The following is a 19,651-nucleotide window of genomic DNA, read 5'->3' as shown; positions in this document are numbered from 1 at the left end:
CCGCTCAAATTTTCACTCATCATTTCACACTGCTATAGCATTTCCATTTGAGATGTGGAACTCATACGATCGAGACTGAAACCCCGACCACGAATTTTATTGACGATCGAGTGTCGGAAAATGGTCTACAATTCCCCGAGGTGGGGCGATCGCTCCTCAAAGCCAATCGGAGCCGATGACCCTTCAAGATCATGTTCAATCAGATTGTTCGGATTTTAGGAACTCCCTACTTCCAGGCTCAAAATTGCCTGATTTATCACCTGGATTGTTTGGAAGCCATGAGCTATCTGCCCGATGAATGGGTGGCGCTCACCGTCACCAGTCCCCCTTATAACATTGGTAAAGAATATGAACAGAAACAGCCTTTGTCAGATTACTTAAATTGGTGTCAACAGTGGATTACAGAAATTTATCGCCTCACCCGACCCGACGGCGCTTTTTGGCTCAACTTGGGCTATCTGTCAATTCCCGATCGCGCCAAAAGTATTCCCATTCCCTATCTGCTTTGGGATAAAGTCCCCTTTTATCTCATTCAAGAAATTGTTTGGAACTACGGTGCCGGTGTTGCGGGGCGGAAATTTTTTTCACCCCGCAACGAGAAATTTTTGTGGTATGTCAAAGATAGCGAAAATTATACGTTTAATTTGGATGACGTGCGCGATCGCAATGTCAAATATCCCAATCAAAAAAAGAATGGCAAGTTGAAAGTCAACCCTCTCGGAAAAAATCCGACAGATGTTTGGGAACTTCCAAAAGTTACCTCCGGAACTCAAAGAGCCTCGAAAGAAAGAACGCCCCACCCCGCACAATTTCCGACTGCGGTGATCTCGCGAATTATCAAAGCTTCATCCAATCCCCGCGAAATTGCGATCGATCCCTTTATGGGTTCGGGAACGACTGCAGTTGTCGCCTTGGAGTTGCAGCGTCCTGTTATCGGTTTTGAGATTAGAGAGGATTACTGCAAAATTGCGGCCGACAGAATTGATAATTTTTTGACTCAACAGCAAATTCAAGCATCCCAACTTTCGCTGTTCTAGAAAAAGGTCAGTAAAATCGATTAAAGGGGCAATTTGAGGAGTTTGTATTTCTCGACATTGGGATTTAATCGAGCCTGTTGTCCGGTGGCAGACGCTTGACCTTGCCAATCCAAAAAATCGATCCATCCAAACCGGATCAAATTGATGTCTGGAATCTGAGTTTCGGATCGCTCCTTGTCAAATTTCTGAAAATTAATTACTAGATAATATCCCGATTTATCTTTTTTTTGCTTGGCACCTGCCGTCCGTTTTTGAGCATAACTACGATTTCCATAGGTACTCCGTTTACTCGATGAGGTTTTGATTTCTATGGAAAAGTAGTTGTTGGGAAGATAGACCAAATCTTTTTCAAAATCATTTTCCTCACGCCTCCAGATTCCAGGATAACGGTTAGAAAATTCCAAGGGAATCAGTTCGTGCAGAAAAAATCCCATAATTTGAGGACGCGGAAACAAATCAACCCCAATCCGATACCCCCTGCTGGTCAAGTTAGATTCAAAGATTTCTCTCCAAACTTGAACGATCACTTCGTAGATTTCATCCGGGTCGAGAGGATGTTGCCCGATCAGCTCTCGGGTCTTGGATTCCCAATCAGAAACCGGAATTCCCTCATATGGAGACTCCATTTATTCAAGCCCCTTCAAAAGTTCACCGGGTGACACTTCCAAAGCCCGGGCAATGCGTAGGATATTCAATATTGCTACGTTTCTCTCCCCCCTTTCTATCCCACCAATATAGTTGCGGTGAAGGCCTGAGAGTTCGGCTAATTGTTCTTGAGACAGATCCTTCGCTTTTCTCAGGTTGCGAATGTTTTGACCCAATTTTTTAAGCTCTGGATTTGGTATCACGACGTCAGGATACGGCCGATCCCCGTCAAAATCTACACACTATAAGTGTGATTTAGCCCAAAATATACTCAAGATGGCTTTTGGTGTCGATCAACCCCTGTCGCACTACGTTCAGCGTCTCGGGGGGCAATGGCCGTTTTAGGAGGCGAGGAGGTGCGGCTGGACCCGATAGCCGCCGTTAACCACCGTTTAAAGGTGATTTCATTCCCTACTCCCCATTCCGCGCGCGGCGTTCTAATCGATCGCAAAATTTCCGGCGAAATTGTAGTCGGGGAAGACGCGGTTTAATTGGGTGGAGGTCAGTTGAAATTGGGAGGTCAGGATGGCGGCGAGGATGTCGCGAAAATCGGTGGTGACGGCGAGATCCCGGCCTTCGTACAATTCATCCTCCGACAGGCCCGGCCAGGTGCCGTACACTTTGCCGCCGCGCACCGAACCGCCCGACACCCACATGACATTACCGTGGCCGTGATCGGTGCCGCCGTTGCCGTTTTCCCGCACGGTGCGTCCGAATTCCGACATGACAATTATTGTTGTGTCGGCGTAGGTTTCTCCCAGGCTTTCGACTAAAGTCGCCACCCCTTCGCCGAGTCTTTTGAGGCGGTTCGCCAAGATTCCCCGGGTCGAACCCTGGTTGACGTGGGTATCCCATCCGCCCAGGTCCATGAAGGCGAGTTGGATTTGCGGGTCGCGGGCCATCAAACCGGCCAGTTGTCGGGCGTCTCCGGCGAAGCCGGCGGGGAGGGGGGCGCCGTTGTTGGCGGCTTCCATTTCGGCTTCGAGTTCCTTCAGGAGGCGATCGCGGGCGGTTCTACCCTCCCGATAGGCGACGCTGAGGGGGTCGTCGTCGGTGTAGAGGCGGTCGAAGGCGGTGCGGACGTTATCGCGATCGATGGGCAGTTTGCGGGCGGCGTGGCGTCCGAGGGAGATGTTGCTGGCGGGTTCGGACCCGGAGAGGATGGGGGAGATGGACTGGCCGACGCTGACGGCCTCCACGGGGGTCTGTCCCGGCAAGACGCCCAGCAGGCGGTTCATCCACCCGTCGGGGGTCTTTTTGTTTCCGGGGGTGCCCACTTCCAGATAATGTTGGGCGTCGAAGTGCGATCGCGTGGGGTCGGCGGACCCGCAGGCGTGGACGAAGGCCAGGGTTCCCTGTTCCCACAGGGGCAGCAGGGAGGCCAGGGACGGGTGCAGGCCGAATTGTCCGTCCAAGTCGAGAACGCCGCCGTCTTTGTCGGGTTGGGGGAGGGCGATCGCGGGTCGGGCTTGGTAATAGTCGGTTTCGCCGTGGGGGACGACGACGCTGAGTCCGTCAATTCCCCCCCGCAAAAATAACAGGACCAACCGCTTTGAATTGGGTGTCGCGGCGAGGCTTCTGGCGACCCAACCGCGACTTCCAAAGGAGGCGATCGCGCCGGTTCCGAAGCCGGTCAAAAATCGCAAAAATTGCCGTCTGTGCATGGAAATTTGAGGGGTTGAGGAACGATAGTGATAAATGCCGTCCTGGATCGGAAGTCGAATCATCGTTAATGTCCCATCCCACCATTCTAGCTCAGAAAACACAAAACGGAAATCCGAGAATTATAGCAGTTGTCGCTCTGCTTCGATACGGTTCGATCCGCCATTATCCCCCCTGATCTCCCCCCTTACAAAGGGGGGGTAGGGGGGGATGGGGACTTAAAGTTGAAATCTGTATGGCATAGACTTGAAAATTTCAGTAATTGTTAATTGTTAATTGTTAATTGTTATCACATAAACGGTAAAACGATTTCAAATTCCGTACCCACTCCGGGGAGCGATCGCAGGTTGAGACTGCCGCCGTGCTTTTCTTGGACGATCTGATGGCTGATCGCCAGTCCCAAACCCGTGCCTTTTTCGGCGGATTTGGTGGTAAAAAAGTTCTCGAAAATGCGATGTTGAATTTCCGGGGGGATGCCACAGCCGTTGTCGGCGATGCGGATGACGATGCAGCGAATATTTTTCGTCAAGGCTGATGGGGGAATTTCAATTTCGGGTTCGGGGGGAATTTGGAGCGATCGCGACTCGGGCGGAAATCCGTCTAAGATGTGGGTCGAAATCCAAATTTTTCCGGATTCTTTTCCGCTTTTCGCGTTCTCTTCCACGGCATCGATCGCGTTGGCGATCAGGTTCATAAACACCTGACTTAGCAATCCTGAATAGCACAAAAATTGCGGTATTTTACCATAATTCTTGATGACTTTTATGCCCATTTTTAGGCGATTTTTCAAAATCAAAAGGGTGCTTTCTAAACATTCGTGAATGTCCGTTTCTCGCCGGTTATTCTGATCCATGTGGGAAAAACTTCGCAGGCTGTTGACCAGGGAATTCAACCGCTCCGAAGACACTTGGATGCTGCGAATCATCTCGAATAAGTCAGTTTTCAAAAAATCAAAATCTATTTCTTCTTTGACTTCTTCGATCCGCCCGTTGGAGGCCGTCCTTTCTTCTTCATAGGTGTTGATCAATTCCATCAAATCTTCGTAGTAATTGGAGAGGCAGTGGGTATTTCCGACGATGCAGCCGACGGGATTCCGAATTTCGTGGGCGACTCCCGCCACCATCTGTCCGAGACTCGCCAATTTTTCGGATTGAATCAGTTGGGACTGGGTTTGTTGGCGAAGTAATTCCGTGGCGAGTTGGTGGATGTAGGATTGAACGATCAATAATTGTTGGGTATCTAAGAGGCGGTAATCTTCGGGGGAAATTTGAACGACGATGGGTTCGTAAATGTGTCCGGGCGATCGCCGGATGGCTTGGTGCGCGGCATCGACGATGGGGGTGTCTCCGGGAAGCATCATCAGTTCAATTTGGGCGAACCGATACAGGGCGCGAATCGATCGCGTCAGGAACAATTCTCGCCCGTAGGGACGGCTGAGGCGTTCCAAAAATCGCCGCCGGGAAATCATGCCGACGAACTCGCGATCGCACTTCAAAATCACCCCCGGAATGCCGGGATTGGTTTCAAAGATATGAGACAGAACCATCCCCACCGCATCGACATCGACCTGACATTCGTACAGGGACAGTTCTTGTAAGCTAGAATCTAAACGGAGATTTTGGGGGGAAAATAGGGAGGCAGGCATAAAAGGGGAGCCTTGAGAACATACGTTCATCATTAAGTTTTTTTTGACCCAATTTTTTCGGCGATCGCTGTCAACTCAATTCCCGTAGATGCTACCGAGTGAGGAAGGCGGACATCCGAACTGTACCTCGATTCTTCTCGCCGGCGATGGAGAACCTTTTCAACCCAGATGTCATCGATGACTTGATGAAAAAAGAAATAGCCATCTGAAATCATTTTGAAAATATCTTGCCCCCAAACCCCCAATTCTGGGGGCTTTGAGCGGAGCGAAATTTGACGAACTATTTCACACTGCCAAATAACCGATCGCTGATTTTGCCCGCCCCAATCAAAATCAACGGACAGACAATTTATTATTCTACTTAGAAGTTTATCATATCGATTTTCGACTCTCGGGCGATCGCGCCGGAATTAACCAAATTTTAATCTCCGATTAACCGGGCGATAAAATTGGGGGGTTTCAATCGTTCGGCATTCCCCCGATCGCTATTCGCCATCCGACAGAATTTGTAGGCGAATCCGCCCCTCGTCACTCTCGCCCAAATTCACTTCCAATACCTGACCCGCCAACTGTTCCAGGCAATTCAGGAGCGATCGCAGGTGGGGGGTGCTGGCCCCTGTATCCACATAGAGGCGATCGGCGAGACTCCCCACCCGCCGCCAGGTGGCGTGCAGTTTGACGATGCTCTGTTCCAACTGGGTCGCCTGTTTGACCAGATCCGAAGCGGTACTCAGGCATCCGACCCGCAGGGCCTCTTCCAAAGCCATTTCCACATCCACCGAGGACTGGTTCAAGGCCTGAACCTGGGCGGCGGCGTCCAAATATTTGGACAAGTTGCGGGCTTCGGAGGTCAACTGACGGACTGTATCGACGTCGGGACTCGCTTTCATCTCCCGCTGAATTTCCCCAATGTGGGCATCCGGCAACTTCTCCATTTCCCGCACCAGCGGCGCCAGGTAGCGGGGCGGCATCGACCCGGCGACGGCCTTTTCCCGCACCTCGTCGGGGACCAGATCGGAGCTCATCGCCGTCCACTCGTCGGCCATCTGGCGGACTTCCCGGCGGGTGATGCGATCGCCCTGACAGGCGACGTCGCTGACCATCTGCTGCACTTCTGGGGGAGATTTGGCCGTTTCCACGAAGGCCCGCTTGCTGAAATTGTTGATCGCCTCGGGGTTGAGGTGTCCCTGGGCGAGGAGGGAGTCGGCGCTGTTGGCCAGTTCAATTAAGGCGTAGGCCTGACTTTTGCTGATTTCCCGCTGTTTGAGCCAGTTGAGGAACCCCGAGCCCCGGCCTTCGCCCCCCCGTTTCTCGCGATCGCGGATGGCCCGCAGAATCCGCCCCCGCCAGATCTCCGTCTGCAAGTCGAAGCGATCGCACACTTTCCAGGCCGTGTCCACCTGGTTCGCGAACTCGTGCTCGGAAACCCCCTCGTCCTCGGGGTCGGGGAGTTCAAAGTTGAGGTCGCTCAATTCGGTGAGAACTTCAGCCAGTTCAGTCGCAGATTGGGGAATGTCGGCCATCCGAAGCGGTTCGTGTTGAAACTGCCGGATTATTATATCGGAATTAGGGTGTCGGGTGTCGGGTGTCGGGTGTCGGGATTGTAGGGGCCCCTGGCTTGCGCCCTGATTTTAGATTGTAGGGGCTCTGCCTCCGCGCCTGCCCACCCCCAATTCAACCTCCGCTTACCGAAGCTTCCTCCGCTTACCGAAGCTTCCTCCGCTTACCGAAGCTTCCTCCGCTTACCGAAGCTTCCTCCGCCCCCCGACTCCCGTTAATGATTTGAAAGCAGTTGGGCGGCGACATCTGCGGGGATGCCGGTGGCTTGACTGAGATCGTCCGGGGAGGGGAGGCCGCCGGGGAGGACGATCGCTTCCCAGGTGCCGCCGCGCGCGATGAGTGCCACCATTCCCCCGGCTTCTCCCATCAGCCAGGAAACCAGGCCGTATTCGCCGACGAGGGTGATTTTCTCGACGGTGGGGGTGGGGCGTCCGGGTTGTCGGACGACGGCAATGGTGGCGGCTTCGATCGCTTCCCGCTGTTCCGGGGTCTGGCCGATCGCACTTGGGGAGAGGGGGAAATAGGCGATCGTGGAAATGAGGGCGATCGTCGGGAGGGTCGATTTCCAGAAGTTCATCGCTTGTGACCGGTTCGAGAAATCCAGTTTTCTGGGTTTATTAAAGCTCCAAATCTCTCCGGTTCGGAATAATGCGTCAATTCTCTTTAGAATTGCCGGGGCGAACTGATTTTCGCTCCGAATCTCTTCCCGGCGGCAGATGCTCGAATTCTCGCCCGTCGGGAGAATTGGTGGCAGGGTAACGGGCGATCGCCTCGACCCCGGAAAAACGAGACAAAGGGGAAAATTGCAGGGTCAATATACAATTGTTAAGGGTTTATCTATCTACGACCGGCGATCGGAAGATATCGCGCCGCCGGGTGCGCCCGCCGTCATTTTGGTACACGGTGCGGGACTCTCGGGGCGCTACATGGTGCCCACGGGGGAACAGTTGGCACCGGATTATCGCGTTTACATCCCCGACTTGCCCGGTTACGGCGACAGCGACAAACCGGAACCGCCGCTGGATTTATCGGGGCTCGCGGATAGCCTCTGCCGGTGGATGGATGCGACGGGTATTCAACAAGCCGCGATGCTGGGAAATTCCTTCGGTTGCCAGATTATCGTCGAATTCGCCGTCCGCCACCCCGAACGCCTGGAACGGGCGATTTTACAGGGTCCGACGGTTGATCGATCAGCCCGCACCTTCGGCCAGCAGCTCTGGCGTCTGATTCTGGATGCGCCCTATGAAGCGTCTTCTCAGGCCGGGATTCAAATTGAAGATTATCAAAAAGCGGGTTTTCGACGCATTTTACAGACTTTTAATCTGGCGATTTCGGATGCGATCGAAGAGAAATTGCCCTGTGTCCGAGTTCCGACATTGGTGGTTCGGGGCGAAAAAGATCCGGTCGTCCCTTATGAATGGGCGCGAGAAGTTTTCAATCTTTTGCCGGATGCCCAATATGTCGAAATTGCAGGGGGAGGACACACGTTGAATTATAAAGAACCCGTCGCCGTCGCCCGGGTCGCCCGAGCCTTCCTCAGCGGCACCCAATCTCATGGCCAAAAAGAAAAGGAACCCATCCGATGAAAGCACCCTCGACGAACCCGATTTTAAGTTCAATTTTTGCCAAAAATAATTTTACGCCGCCCTACATCGCCAACTTCGATTCGGCTTCCGGGATGCTGCGGGCGACGTCGGCTTATTTGCGGGGGGAAGATTTTCCCGGTATCGGGGTGGTTCCGTCCGCCTTTGAACCGATCGCCGATCTGGTGGAACAGTTGCCGCGATCGCTGCAAGAACAAGTGTACATTTCTGGCAGCGCGGGGGAGGCGATCGCGCCGGAAAATTTGCAGGACGTGCGATCGGAAGTGGTCGCCGATTGGATGGCGAATCAATACCCCCAACGCTCCTATCCCGCCGTGGCGATCGGGTCGTCCTGCGGCGCTTTGGTGAACCTCTGCGCGGCGTTGGATATGCCCTGGCTTCCCCAGACTTTTTTGATTCCGGTCAACCACGGGGGCGAGATCAATATTGACGAACCGAAACAGGCTTTGGATTGGGGTCGAAAGTGGGCGGATTTTTTGTTGGAAAATAACCCCGATTTAAAATTACACCATATGCACGATCCCTGTCAAGATCGTTTGACGAGTCAGGGCATGGCTTATTTTCGCGTCAAGCGGTTGACGTTGGGGGCGAGTTACGAGCGATTTTTGCGGGAGAATTTGCCGCCCGGGGGGACGATATTTTTAATCGAATGTCGGCGCACCTGGCCGACGGTTGAAATCGGCGATCGCCACATTTTTCAGTTCGGTGCCCTGGGGGGCGCGACGCCGGAAGAATTTATGGAAGGGAGCGATCGCGTCGAAGCCTATTTGGTACGCGAAAACTCCCACCGCCGCCGGTGGAAGGGGCCCGAACCGGACGGCGATCGACCCGAGGCGGAATGGGGGTTCGAGCCGTCTCTGCGGGACGATGTGGAGCGGTTCGCCAAACAGCACGGCTATCGCGTGCGGCGGATTATTTTCGATGAGCCTTCGGATCTGAGTCCTTTAGTGGCCCAACTGTATCGTTGGTGGTACGAAAAACGTCAGATCGTGACCAATCGCCTGTTGGTGGAATCGTTTTTATTGACGGAACCGATGTGGACGCTGCGGACGGGTTCGGTGCCTTTCTGGATGACGTTCAACACGGAATCTTCCCTGCGGGTTCTGGAAAATTATTTGGATAATAGCGATCGCTACGAGGACATTTATTTGATGTTATTTTCCCACGGGGTCGATTCGGTGGGGTTGCCCGCGATCGGTCGCTGGCGGCAGGTGTTTCAAAAAGCGAAAAAGGGCGGCAGTTTTGTCGGCGTCGCCGAGGACAAATACCCGCGACATTTCGCGTCGATGATCCGCTACCACACCGATCTCAAACGTCTGATTTCCGCCCGCTATCCGCTCCCGGAACCCCTGAGTTTGGAGGATTTGGATGAATTTGTCAAGCGGGGCGATTTCCGAGTCAAATTCCAATCCGATTAAAAAACCCGTTGTTGGGCTTGGGCTCCGCAGAAAAGCGCCCAAGCGCAACAACGGAATCTTACAGCAACGCTTCTAAAGAGGCGCCGATAACTCGGTAATCGCGATCGCTCCGCAGTTCCATGAGGGCGGCTTGGGCTTCCGGTTCCTGGAAAAATCCCAGGACCCGGGCGACTTGTGCCCGCACTTCCACGGCTTCATCGGTGGCGAGGGAGAGCAGGATTTCCAGGGCTTCTTCCGCCTGGGGTGTGCCGTGCAACCGCCCCAAATTGGCGATCGCGGCCTGTTTGACGACGATATCTTCTCCGGCGATTCCCCAGCGACACAGTTTGATGAGAATTGCGGGGCGATTGGCTTCCGAAACGGCGGCTAAAATGCTCTGCCGCACCAGCCAGTTGGTGTCCCGCTCGAATAATTGAACGACGGCGGGGAGGGCGCGATCGCCGTATTTGAGCAGGGAATTGGCGGCTTCGGCCCTTACGTTATAGTCGCCGTCGTATTCGATCAGGTCGATGAGCGCGGCGAAGGCTTCCTCCGTCTGCTGGTTCCCCAACCCCATCGCCACGAAGGAGCGGATGATAAATTCTTTGTCCGACACCCGCCGCATCAATAGGGGGACGACTGTGGCGGGGGAATGGTGTCTCAACGCCACGATCGCCCTCATGCGGTCCTGGGGGTTGGGACTGTCGATATAGGTTTCAATTTGCTTGAGTTCCATAGTAGCTGAGTAAAATTTACATCTCTTAACAATTTATTTTACATAACTTTACAAAAAACTGCCAACTTGGGATAATGGAGCGAGAATCGGGAGTGTCGATTTTGAGCCTGGAAGTCTTTTAAATACTGGTTTTGAGGGAAATTGTGCGATTCAGTCGGGCTGACGTTGCCGATCGCCCTCTCGCTCGATTTTTTGTAAAAAAGTAAGTATTTTTTCTCATCTTCTGGGACGGTTTCCGCCTCCCCCCAGCCGAAAAGCGATCGCCGTCACCCGAAAAGCGATCGCGCCGTCACGTCATCTCCCCGAGTCACGTCGCAGATTACCGTCAGTTTTCGTCACGCGATCGCGCCGGTCAATTCACCGATCCGGCGGACTTTCGTCACAGCCGACAGGGGGAAAATCAGAGATGATTGAAACATGAATAGATTCGAGGATTCAACCTCATGAAACTCACCTACCGTGGCATCTCTTACACCCAAAATCATGGGACTATCGAAACGGTCGATACCGGCATCACTGCCAAATACCGAGGTCAAACTTATTCCATCCATACCGCAGAAGTCCCGGAAATTTCTGCCCCCAAAACATTGAAATATCGTGGCATCTCTTACACAACCGGAACGGCTCAAGTCGCCGATTATCGCACGCCACAGGTTTCGGCGAGTGCCGTTCCCGCCTTCAGTTAACCGCTTCACGACAACCTAAATTGTAGTATCTCTCCCAGTGAAAGCAGCCCATTCGGGCTGCTTTTTTTATTCTCAAACGCCGATTTTTACTCCGACCATCTCGCGAACTTTTTTAATTCCATCTCGGAAAGAGAGGCGATCGCGTTTGATTTCATCAATTAAGGCCCGGGCTTCCTGATAGGAAATTAGTTTCCGTTTGACCGCATCTTCCAATAATGTAGAAAATTCGATTTTGTCGGATGCGTCTGAAGGTTTCGGTTGTTGGGGAGTTTCGACGGGTTGTACATCGACCGATTCGATAATGTCCCGCACCATTTGAATCCCTTCCGAGAGAGACAGGTGGCCGCTTTCGACCCCTTCGATCAAAGCTTGAGCATCTTCGGGCGAGATCAAGTTCTGTCGGATGGGTTCTTTCAAGAGGATGATAAATTTTGTTTTATCACTCTCGTCCAACTGGTGGGATTTTTCTTTGGCTTCGACTTCCGTGAGCCGCTCTTTCATCTGTTTGAGCAGTTCCGCTTTTTTGCCCCCGTTGAACGTGCCGTCGATCAAGATCCGTTTGACGCCGACGAGAGCAGCCGCACCCAACGCCGCACCGCCGACCACCAATCCGACGGGTGGGGCGACTGTCACCAATCCAAATAAAATGGACGTGCCGCCAAAGGCTGCCACCGCCGAACCCGCCGCCCCCGCACCGACGATGCCAATTCCCAAATCCGATAGGATGGTGAGTTTGTCGTAGGGATTTTTTTCCAATTTTTCAATGGCTTTGACGAGTTGATTTTTGGTCAACGATTTCGGATCGGACATCTTTAAACTCTCCTTAAAAATTAGGCGATCGCGGGATGGCGAAAGATGACGTTGAAAACATCCGCAACCAACTTGAAGAAAATGGTCGCGATTTCGACGATCTCTTCCCCGACTCCTTGGAAGCGACGATCCATGTTGTGGCCGAAAACTGCACCGGCGGCGGTAATGGTGATTCCCAGAGCCAGGGCGATGGGAGCGAGAAGTTGACCGATGAAAGGAATGGCGGTGATGATGCCGGCGACGGCGGCTCCGACGGTCGCACCGATGCCGACACCCGCCACGAGAAAGGGATGATCTTTGACAAATTCGATAATTTTGATCAGGACAATTTTGCCGACGGAGAACACTTTTTGACCGACTGTTTGGGTGTGGCTCATCATTTCGTGGAGTCTGAGGGCGACTTCCGGGGACAGTCCGCTGTCACTGAGCCAAACGTAAAGTTCCGTGTTGCTCGTCGAATCGGCTTCGATCTGCCAGAGGGCCATTTTGAGGTTGGCTTGGGCGGGAGAAATGGTTGAAGATGTCATATTTTTTACCCCGGGAGATCCGTAAAATTACGCAAGTCTGTTAAGATGAGATTGTCGGAAAAATGCCATCCGTAAATACACGGAAATATCAATTTTTCTGACTATCAATTATCAGTATAAGCCGAAAACTGATTTTTTTTATACTCAGTCGGAAAAAGTCGGGAATTTGCCCGGCCGGTTTCGATCGCAAAAATCGCACCGGTCAACGGTGCGATCGGAGTTGTCTTTCCAATTGGGGTAAATTCTCTTATCGGTCGTAGCAGCTAATATATTCTCTGAAAACCCAACCCCACATTCTATAGCTACCGTTGTAGTAGCCGCCGACCCTCACCCAGCGGCCATCATTGCTGGTGTCGTGGATGTAGACTTCTCGGCCATTCCGCAAGGCATTGATGACGGTTCCGTTCGGGTATTCGCGGACGTTGAGAGGCGTTCCGGTCGGGTCGGTGACTTGACAAACTCTCTCCGCTCTCGCCGTCTGACCCACTGACAGGGAGGCCAGACAAGCGAGGGAAAACACTAAGATAATTTTGGAGATCGATTTTATTTTCATAGCTTCTCTTTTTCTCCTGACGACTCTTTCTAAATGCCGAAAGCGATCGGTGAGGTGCGACGATGAAGGCTTATTTCTATTATGGTTTAATATGTGCCGGTTAGTCAGTCGGAGAAAGTCGGATTGGGTCGGCGATCGCTCACCGGAAAAAAAGTCGGATTAAGTCGGAAGAAGTCGCCCCGGGTCTTGAAAAGTCGGATTGGGTGGGAGTACAATGGTAAAATCCTGATAGATATTGCGAGTCATGGATGGGCAAGATGCGGTCAGGCTGACTGACGAGCTGGTATTCGAGAAAACGGGGGAGCACCTCGACAACTTGCAGACCGCGATCGTGCGGGGAACCCTCCAAAATCAGAAATATGCGGAGATTGCCGCCGGGGTCCACTGTACGGAAGGTCATATTAAAGATGTGGCTTCAATCCTGTGGAAAATCCTGTCGCGGGTTCTGGGCGAGAAGGTTAAGAAATCTAACTTTCGGGCTGCCCTAGATCGAACCCACTTTTCCCACTTTTCCCACCAAAAAAGCGATCGCCCCCGGCCGGACTCAACCGCCACCCCCCCCACCCGCCTCGATCTCGACGAGGTGCCCGACGCCGAACCCTTCTACGGACGGGGGGAAGAACTCGACATTTTGGAAACCTGGATTGTGAAAGAACGCTGTCGGGTGGCGATGGTGTTGGGAATGGCGGGGATGGGAAAAACCAGCTTGTCCGCCCAACTCGTCGATCGCATCCAATCCCATTTTGACGGGGTGATCTGGCGGAGTTTATTCTTTTCCCCGACGCCGGAAAATCTCCTCGCCGACTTATTACAATTTTTGGACGATCGCCCCGAACCGACACCGCTCGATCGCTTCGACTGCCAGCTTTGTGAGTTGATGAAATGTCTGCGATCGCGCCGATATTTAATCGTTTTGGACGACGTTCAAGGCGTGTTTTCCAGCGGCGAATTAGCGGGACATTATCGGCCGGAATATGAAAATTATCGCATCCTGTTCCGACATCTGGCGACGTTCAACCACGACAGTTGTTTGCTGCTGAACGGTTGGGAACCTCCCGTGGAAATCGCCGAGGCGATCGCAGATAATATTCCCGTTCATTTTTTACAATTGGGCGGTTTGGGGAAATCGGCGATCGCACTTTTGGAACATTTGGGACTTTGCGATCGCGACAGTTGGGATACGCTGATCGACATTTATCGGGGAAATCCGCTGTGGTTGCAGGGTGTGGCGACGATGATCCGGGATTTATTTGGGGGGCGAGTTTCGGAGTTTTTGCGATATGACGATCTGTGTTTGAGCGACGATGCGATCGCCTCCCTGGATCGCCAATTTTATCGCCTTTCCGAGTTGGAAAGACGGGTTGTCGTATCCCTAGCCCTCAAACAGCAATTGGCGACACTTTCCCAACTCCAGGAACAGATCGAAAGCTGTCCCGATTTGCTGGGTATCGCGTTACAATCTTTGGGACGGCGATCGTGGTTGGAAACTCCCGCAAAAAACGCGCGATCGCACTTCAGAATTCAACCGATCGTGAAACAATATATCGATGTAAAATATCCCGCCGGCAGCACCCATTCCGGATCACCGGCGATACCCGAAATTTTGCAGTTACCACCGCTGACGAACAATTAATGACTTGATTTGTTAAAATGCGATCGATCTAAGCCTTCAGAATTGAGGGTTTGGGGGCGAGACAGTCAATCCATGATTACAGATGCGATTCATAAAAAATATAGCAGTTGTCTATCTACTGAGATACGTTTCGATCCCCCTAAATCCCCCTTAAAAAGGGGGACTTTGAATTGACCCGTGTATCTCGTTTGATTATTGAATCGCACAAACTTCCCAATCCTCTTGAGAGGATTTATGCTATTAGCTTGGGAATTGATTCCCAAGCGATGCGGATATTCGACCGGATTTGATATCAAAAATAATTGAATGTAGGGGCGAATGGCATTCGCCCTCAATGTCATTCGTCCTCAATGCCATTCGCCCTCAGTCAATCGGCGGCTTATCCCCGCAGTTCCCGGCGGATGGCGGAGAGTTGATCGGCGAGGATTCCGTAAAAGAAAATAATGATGCTGGTCAATAGGATAATGACATCGCGATCGGCGATATTTTGCTCTTGAATAATACCGATCGCGGAACTGATCAAACCCAGTAAAAATAACAAGCCACTGGCGGGCAAAAACACGCGAAGCGGTGCGAAAATGACCACCAGGCGGATAATTAACAGGATCGTATTGAACCCGTCCCGAATCACTTTCACCGAACTCGGGCGCCCCACCCGCTGATGAACTTGGATCGGAACCCACTGAATTAACATTCCGTGGTGGATGAGGGCGATGGTGGTGGTGGTGCTGAAAGAAAAGCCGTCCGGTGCCAGGTGGATGCAGTCCAAAATCGCATCGCGACGCATCACCCGCAGGCCGGAATTGAGGTCGGGAATGTTCCAACCGGTGATCCAATTTGCCACCCATTTTAAAACCAATTTTCCGGGTTTGCGAACTAATGGAACGTGGGATTTGTAGCGGGTTCCGATCGCGACATCTGCCTCCCCCAAAGCCGCCAGCAAATTGGCGAGTTGGTCGGCATCGTGTTGTCCGTCGGCGTCCGCCATTGCAATCAATCCGTATTTCGCCCGCCGCATCCCCATTTTCAGCGACGCCCCGTAACCCCGGTTCCGGGCTTGGCGGATGACCCGGGCCCCCGCCGCGGTGGCGAGTTCGGCGGTGCGATCGCTCGAACAGTCGTCCACGACGATCACCTCAAATTCGCATTCAGTGGGCGTTAGCAGCGCCACCATGCCCCGGACGACATCGCCGATGGCGGCCTCCTCGTTGTAGGCGGGAATGACCACGGAGAGCCCGCCATCCGTCGCTAATGTTTCGGCGATCGCGGCGTTTAAATTCCACTCCTGGGCTACTGTCGGTTGCTGCATGATCCCCCTGTTTATGAGTCTTTCAGCTTGCGGACGATGCACCATTGTACACCGATTTTCGGACTGTAATTCGCCACGTCGGGGGATTGACTCCGATGATTGCCCCTGCTACCCTGCAATTGACTGTAAAAATTTGCGATCGCCCGATGAATTTCCCGATACTTCAACACTTGGAAAAAGTTCTCACCCAACCCGAACCGAACCCCTACAGTCCCCGGACATTATTTTGGTTTTTCCTGAGTTTGGCATTTACCGTCAGCTTCGCCATTCCGGTCTGGAAAACGGCGTTTAGCAGCGAATATATAATCATGGACGATGCGCGACAATATCTCTTTTGGATGCAGCGTTTTTCCGATCCGGAACTGTTTCCCAATGATTTAATCGCGGATTTTTACCAGTCCGCGATCGCGCCGGGTGTGAGTGTATTTTACAGGATTTTTGCGCGGTTGGGTATCGAACCGCTGATTTTGAATAGACTGCTGCCGGTTGTTCTGGGATTGGTGACGACTGCTTACTGTTTTGCCGTCTGTTTTGTCCTGCTTCCGATTCCTGTTGTGGGCTTTTTAGGGTCGCTGCTTCTGAGTCAAAATCTGTGGTTGAATGGGGAACTCGTCACCGCCATCAGTACGGGGTTTTTATATCCCACTTTTATGGCATTTCTCTATTATCTATTGCGGCGATCTTGGGTGGGTGTCGCCATCTGTACGGCGTTAGTGGGACTCTGTTATGGGCCGTTGATGTTAGTGGGTGTCGGGGTGTTAGTTTTGTGGCCGATTAATTGGTACGGCTGGCTATTTCGTTTTTCCCAGAATCGCCGGGATTACATCATTTCTGGTGTCGGTATTTCGGTGGCGATCGCGGTGATATTTTACTACCTTTCTTCCGTTTCGGAATTCGGCCCGACAATTACCGTCGCCGAAGCCAAACTATGGCCGGAATTTGGGGAAGATGGGCGGGTTCCGTTTTTTTATGAAAATGCGTTTTGGAGTTTTTGGTTTAAAAATAGCCGCAGCGGGTTCCGCCTCTCGTTTAATCCTCCAATTTTGGCGTTGGGGTTGCTGCTTCCGGTGTTGCTGAAATTTCGCGATCGCTTCCCGTTGGTAAAACAGATTAATGACGGGGTAACGGTTATCGCCGATTTGACGGTATCTTCGATTTTCCTATTTTTTACCGCCCATATCCTCCTTTTTAAGCTATTTCTACCCAGTCGCTACACCAGCCACAGTTTCCGAATTATTCTGGCTATTTCGACTGCGATCGCCCTGATGCTGCTGTTGGATTGCGGATTGAGAAAGCTGCGCGATCGCCCCAAAATTACCGCCGGTTTAATTGCGGTTATCGGAATTTTAATTATCTTCTATCCGCCCCTATTTTGGAAAAGTGCGTTTCCCAGAAAAAACTATATTATTGGGGCGGAATCTGGATTGTATATGTTCTTGCAAAATCAGCCCAAAGATACGGTGGTTGCAACCCTGGCGATCGAGGCGGACAACATCCCCAGTTTCGGGCGGCGATCGGTGTTAATTTCCTGGGAACATTCCCTTCCCTACCAACTCGGTTACTACCGTCAAATCCGGCGACGTGCGAAGGATTTTATCCGCGCCCACTATACCTCTGATGTGGCAGTAATGCAGGATTTTGTTAACACCTACAATGTCGATTTTATTGTATTAGAAAATGATGCGTTTGAGGCGGAATTTATGACCGAAAATCTCTGGTTCGTGCAGTGGAAGGATTTGGCGGAAGAAGCCCAAGAAAAATTGTTGTCAGAACCGCCGCCGATTTTGTTGTCGGAACGCGATCGCTGCACGATTTTTGCCACCAATAATTTGACGGTGGTTTCCGCACCCTGTCTGATTCAAGGCAATTCGGGAACGTAAATTTGTCCCGGCATTTGGGCGCAAGCCTTGCGCCCCTACAATGAATGATATAATTGAGTGTAAAAAATTACGATATTAATCGCGCGATCGCCATGCTGATCTTCTTTATCCACGGTGTTGCTGAGAGAAGTGCCGATTATGCCGAGTCCTTGCAAAGTTTGATCAAACAGGAGTTGCAACGGCGAAATCAACCGCAGCCGGTTGAATAGAACCGCTGGGCAATTATAGCGCTTGTCTGTCTACTGCGATACAGTCTGATCCCCCTAAATCCCCCTTAATAAGGGGGACTTTGAACCCTTCTCCCCCCTTACCAAGGGGGGCTGGGGGGGATATTCAACCCTGAAAAAAAGAGGACTTTCAACCCTTCTCCCCCCTTACCAAGGGGGGCTGGGGGGGATATTCAACCCTGAAAAAAAGAGGACTTTGAACTCTTCTCCCCCCTTACCAAGGGGGGCTGGGGGGGATCTTCAACCCGATCGCACTTTAAATTTCCCCAATCGCAGCCGTTCCCAATAGTCTCGCAAATCCGCCGCCACCCCCGGGGCGAGAAAATACAGCCCCAATAAATTGGGAATTGACATGGTGAGATACATGGCATCGCTGAATTGGATTACGGTTTGGGGATTGACAATTGTACCCAAAAATATCGCGGTCAAAAACAGTAATTTATAAATAATAGCCGTCCGTTCTCCCAGCAGGTATCGCCAGCACAGTTCGCCGTAATATCCCCAGGCGATCGCGGTGGAAAAGGCGAAACAAAATATCGCGATCGCCAACACCGTCGGAAACCATCCGAGTACCGAACCGAAGGCAACCGATGTCAGTTCTGCGCCCCCCAAATCCGCCCATTCGGGGTTATTGTAAGCCCCGGTAATAATGATGACCAAAGCCGTCATGTTGCAGATAATCACCGTGTCGATAAACGGTTCCAGGGTGGCGACGAGTCCCTCCCGCACCGGTTCCTCCGTCCGCGCTGCCGAGTGGGCGATCGCGGCAATTCCCAACCCCGCCTCGTTGGAAAACGCCGCCCGCCGAAACCCTTGAATTAATGCCCCCAAAACACCCCCCGCAGCCGCTTGAGGGACGAATGCACCCTTAAAAATGGTCGCGATCGCATCCGGAATCGCTGCCCAATTTGCACCGATAATCCACACCGCAGCCAAAACGTAAATCCCGCACATCACGGGAACTAAAATCGCCGTCACCTGGGCGATCCGGCGGATGCCACCGACGATCACCAACCCCACCAAAAACACCAATATCAAGCCATAAATCCAGCCCCGATCTGCTAAAATTGGTAATACCCGCGCCACCGCCACTTTCGATTGATTCGCCTGAAAAATGCTCGAACTTCCCAAGGCACTGGCGATCGCCAAAATAGCGAACATTCCCGCCAGCACCCGCCCCAGATTTTTTCGCCCCAACTCCTCCAAACCGGCGGAAAGGTAGTACATCGGCCCCCCCGCGATCGTGCCGTCGGGCTTGATCTGGCGGTATTTCTGGCCGAGGGTGCACTCGACAAATTTGCTACTCATCCCCAAAAAACCGGCCAGCGTCATCCACACCACCGCCCCGGGTCCCCCCAAACCGATGGCGATGGAAACTCCGGCGATATTTCCCAATCCCACCGTGGCAGATAAGGCTGTTGCCAGGGCTTGAAAGTGGGAGACTTCCCCCTCCTCTTCCGGGTCGTCGTAACGCCCCAAAACGACGGCGATCGCGTGTTTGAAACCCCGCAAATTGACAAATTTCATCCACAGGGTAAAGGTGAAGCCGCCGCCGATAAACCAGACCACGATCAGGGGGATTCCCGCCACCTCGAAAAAGATGATGTTGTAAATCAGTTCGAGGAGTTGGGAGACGGTGGCGGAGAGAACGTTCATAATTAACAATTATAGCGCTGCGCGCGGGTGTAGGGTGTAGGGTGTAGGGTGTAGGGAATAGAAACCGCATCCCCCCCAGCCCCC

General features: G+C 52.4%; 19 protein-coding genes. 7 read left to right on the top strand and 12 right to left on the bottom strand.

From position 1 onward, the window contains the following. The first annotated feature begins 191 nt into the window (after positions 1-191). Positions 192-1,037, top strand: coding sequence for a site-specific DNA-methyltransferase (locus tag LKE08_RS20810; RefSeq protein ID WP_324706171.1), 846 nt, complete (start codon positions 192-194; stop codon positions 1,035-1,037). 20 nt (positions 1,038-1,057) lie between these two features. On the opposite strand, the gene LKE08_RS20805 is transcribed toward LKE08_RS20810, so the two are convergent. From LKE08_RS20805 to LKE08_RS20780, 6 genes are all read right to left on the bottom strand, one after another. Beyond that, positions 1,058-1,663 (bottom strand): ScaI family restriction endonuclease, encoded by a 606-nt coding sequence (locus tag LKE08_RS20805; RefSeq protein WP_324706170.1) that lies wholly within the window; start codon positions 1,661-1,663, stop codon positions 1,058-1,060. Further along, positions 1,664-1,885, bottom strand: coding sequence for a helix-turn-helix transcriptional regulator (locus tag LKE08_RS20800; RefSeq protein ID WP_324706169.1), 222 nt, complete (start codon positions 1,883-1,885; stop codon positions 1,664-1,666). Between the two features lie 234 nt (positions 1,886-2,119). Further along, positions 2,120-3,409, bottom strand: coding sequence for a DUF1501 domain-containing protein (locus tag LKE08_RS20795; RefSeq protein WP_375341452.1), 1,290 nt, complete (start codon positions 3,407-3,409; stop codon positions 2,120-2,122). 224 nt (positions 3,410-3,633) lie between these two features. Beyond that, positions 3,634-5,019 carry a sensor histidine kinase gene (locus LKE08_RS20790; protein ID WP_375341454.1) on the bottom strand — a complete coding sequence of 462 codons (1,386 nt, stop codon included), beginning with the start codon at positions 5,017-5,019 and terminating at the stop codon, positions 3,634-3,636. 455 nt (positions 5,020-5,474) lie between these two features. Further along, the gene (locus LKE08_RS20785) at positions 5,475-6,512 is read right to left on the bottom strand and encodes a hypothetical protein (RefSeq protein WP_324706167.1); all 1,038 of its coding nucleotides are present in this window, start codon (positions 6,510-6,512) and stop codon (positions 5,475-5,477) included. Between the two features lie 251 nt (positions 6,513-6,763). After that, positions 6,764-7,126 (bottom strand): hypothetical protein, encoded by a 363-nt coding sequence (locus LKE08_RS20780; RefSeq protein ID WP_324706166.1) that lies wholly within the window; start codon positions 7,124-7,126, stop codon positions 6,764-6,766. Between the two features lie 139 nt (positions 7,127-7,265). Here LKE08_RS20780 and LKE08_RS20775 point away from each other — a divergent pair, with 139 nt between their 5' ends. Continuing rightward, on the top strand, positions 7,266-8,135 hold the full coding sequence (locus LKE08_RS20775; RefSeq protein ID WP_324706165.1) for an alpha/beta hydrolase: 870 nt from the start codon (positions 7,266-7,268) through the stop codon (positions 8,133-8,135). After that, a complete protein-coding gene (locus tag LKE08_RS20770; protein ID WP_324706164.1) occupies positions 8,132-9,571 on the top strand; it encodes a hypothetical protein in 1,440 nt (479 codons plus the stop codon). Before LKE08_RS20775 ends, LKE08_RS20770 begins: the two co-directional genes overlap by 4 nt. 58 nt (positions 9,572-9,629) lie before the next feature. Here LKE08_RS20770 and LKE08_RS20765 read toward each other — a convergent pair whose 3' ends face one another. After that, complete coding sequence (locus LKE08_RS20765) at positions 9,630-10,286, bottom strand: HEAT repeat domain-containing protein (RefSeq protein WP_324706163.1); 657 nt, start codon at positions 10,284-10,286, stop codon at positions 9,630-9,632. A gap of 443 nt (positions 10,287-10,729) precedes the next feature. Here LKE08_RS20765 and LKE08_RS20760 point away from each other — a divergent pair, with 443 nt between their 5' ends. Beyond that, a complete protein-coding gene (locus LKE08_RS20760; protein WP_324706162.1) occupies positions 10,730-10,972 on the top strand; it encodes a DUF4278 domain-containing protein in 243 nt (80 codons plus the stop codon). A 72-nt stretch (positions 10,973-11,044) separates the two neighbouring features. Here the strand turns inward: LKE08_RS20760 and LKE08_RS20755 are convergent, their stop codons facing one another. The 3 genes from LKE08_RS20755 to LKE08_RS20745 form a co-directional block, all read right to left on the bottom strand. Further along, positions 11,045-11,782 (bottom strand): hypothetical protein, encoded by a 738-nt coding sequence (locus LKE08_RS20755; protein ID WP_324706161.1) that lies wholly within the window; start codon positions 11,780-11,782, stop codon positions 11,045-11,047. Positions 11,783-11,802: 20 nt separating this feature from the next. Then, positions 11,803-12,309 carry a hypothetical protein gene (locus LKE08_RS20750; RefSeq protein WP_324706160.1) on the bottom strand — a complete coding sequence of 169 codons (507 nt, stop codon included), beginning with the start codon at positions 12,307-12,309 and terminating at the stop codon, positions 11,803-11,805. A 247-nt stretch (positions 12,310-12,556) separates the two neighbouring features. After that, positions 12,557-12,862 (bottom strand): SH3 domain-containing protein, encoded by a 306-nt coding sequence (locus LKE08_RS20745; protein ID WP_324706159.1) that lies wholly within the window; start codon positions 12,860-12,862, stop codon positions 12,557-12,559. 244 nt (positions 12,863-13,106) lie between these two features. Between LKE08_RS20745 and LKE08_RS20740 the strand changes: the two genes are divergently transcribed. Continuing rightward, a complete protein-coding gene (locus LKE08_RS20740) occupies positions 13,107-14,495 on the top strand; it encodes an NB-ARC domain-containing protein (RefSeq protein ID WP_324706158.1) in 1,389 nt (462 codons plus the stop codon). 379 nt (positions 14,496-14,874) lie between these two features. On the opposite strand, the gene LKE08_RS20735 is transcribed toward LKE08_RS20740, so the two are convergent. Further along, the gene (locus tag LKE08_RS20735; protein ID WP_324706157.1) at positions 14,875-15,804 is read right to left on the bottom strand and encodes a glycosyltransferase family 2 protein; all 930 of its coding nucleotides are present in this window, start codon (positions 15,802-15,804) and stop codon (positions 14,875-14,877) included. A 95-nt stretch (positions 15,805-15,899) separates the two neighbouring features. Between LKE08_RS20735 and LKE08_RS20730 the strand changes: the two genes are divergently transcribed. Both LKE08_RS20730 and LKE08_RS20725 read left to right on the top strand, forming a co-directional pair. After that, on the top strand, positions 15,900-17,684 hold the full coding sequence (locus LKE08_RS20730; RefSeq protein WP_324706156.1) for a hypothetical protein: 1,785 nt from the start codon (positions 15,900-15,902) through the stop codon (positions 17,682-17,684). 53 nt (positions 17,685-17,737) lie between these two features. Further along, positions 17,738-17,893, top strand: coding sequence for a hypothetical protein (locus LKE08_RS20725; protein WP_324706155.1), 156 nt, complete (start codon positions 17,738-17,740; stop codon positions 17,891-17,893). Positions 17,894-18,151: 258 nt separating this feature from the next. On the opposite strand, the gene LKE08_RS20720 is transcribed toward LKE08_RS20725, so the two are convergent. Then, the gene (locus LKE08_RS20720) at positions 18,152-19,567 is read right to left on the bottom strand and encodes an alanine/glycine:cation symporter family protein (protein WP_324706154.1); all 1,416 of its coding nucleotides are present in this window, start codon (positions 19,565-19,567) and stop codon (positions 18,152-18,154) included. Positions 19,568-19,651 lie beyond the last annotated feature (84 nt).

Source organism: Lyngbya sp. CCY1209 (assembly GCF_035615495.1).
Taxonomy (GTDB): domain Bacteria; phylum Cyanobacteriota; class Cyanobacteriia; order Cyanobacteriales; family Microcoleaceae; genus Limnospira.
The sequence above is the reverse complement of the archived record's forward strand: the minus strand, read 5'-3'. Positions and strand labels throughout refer to the sequence as shown.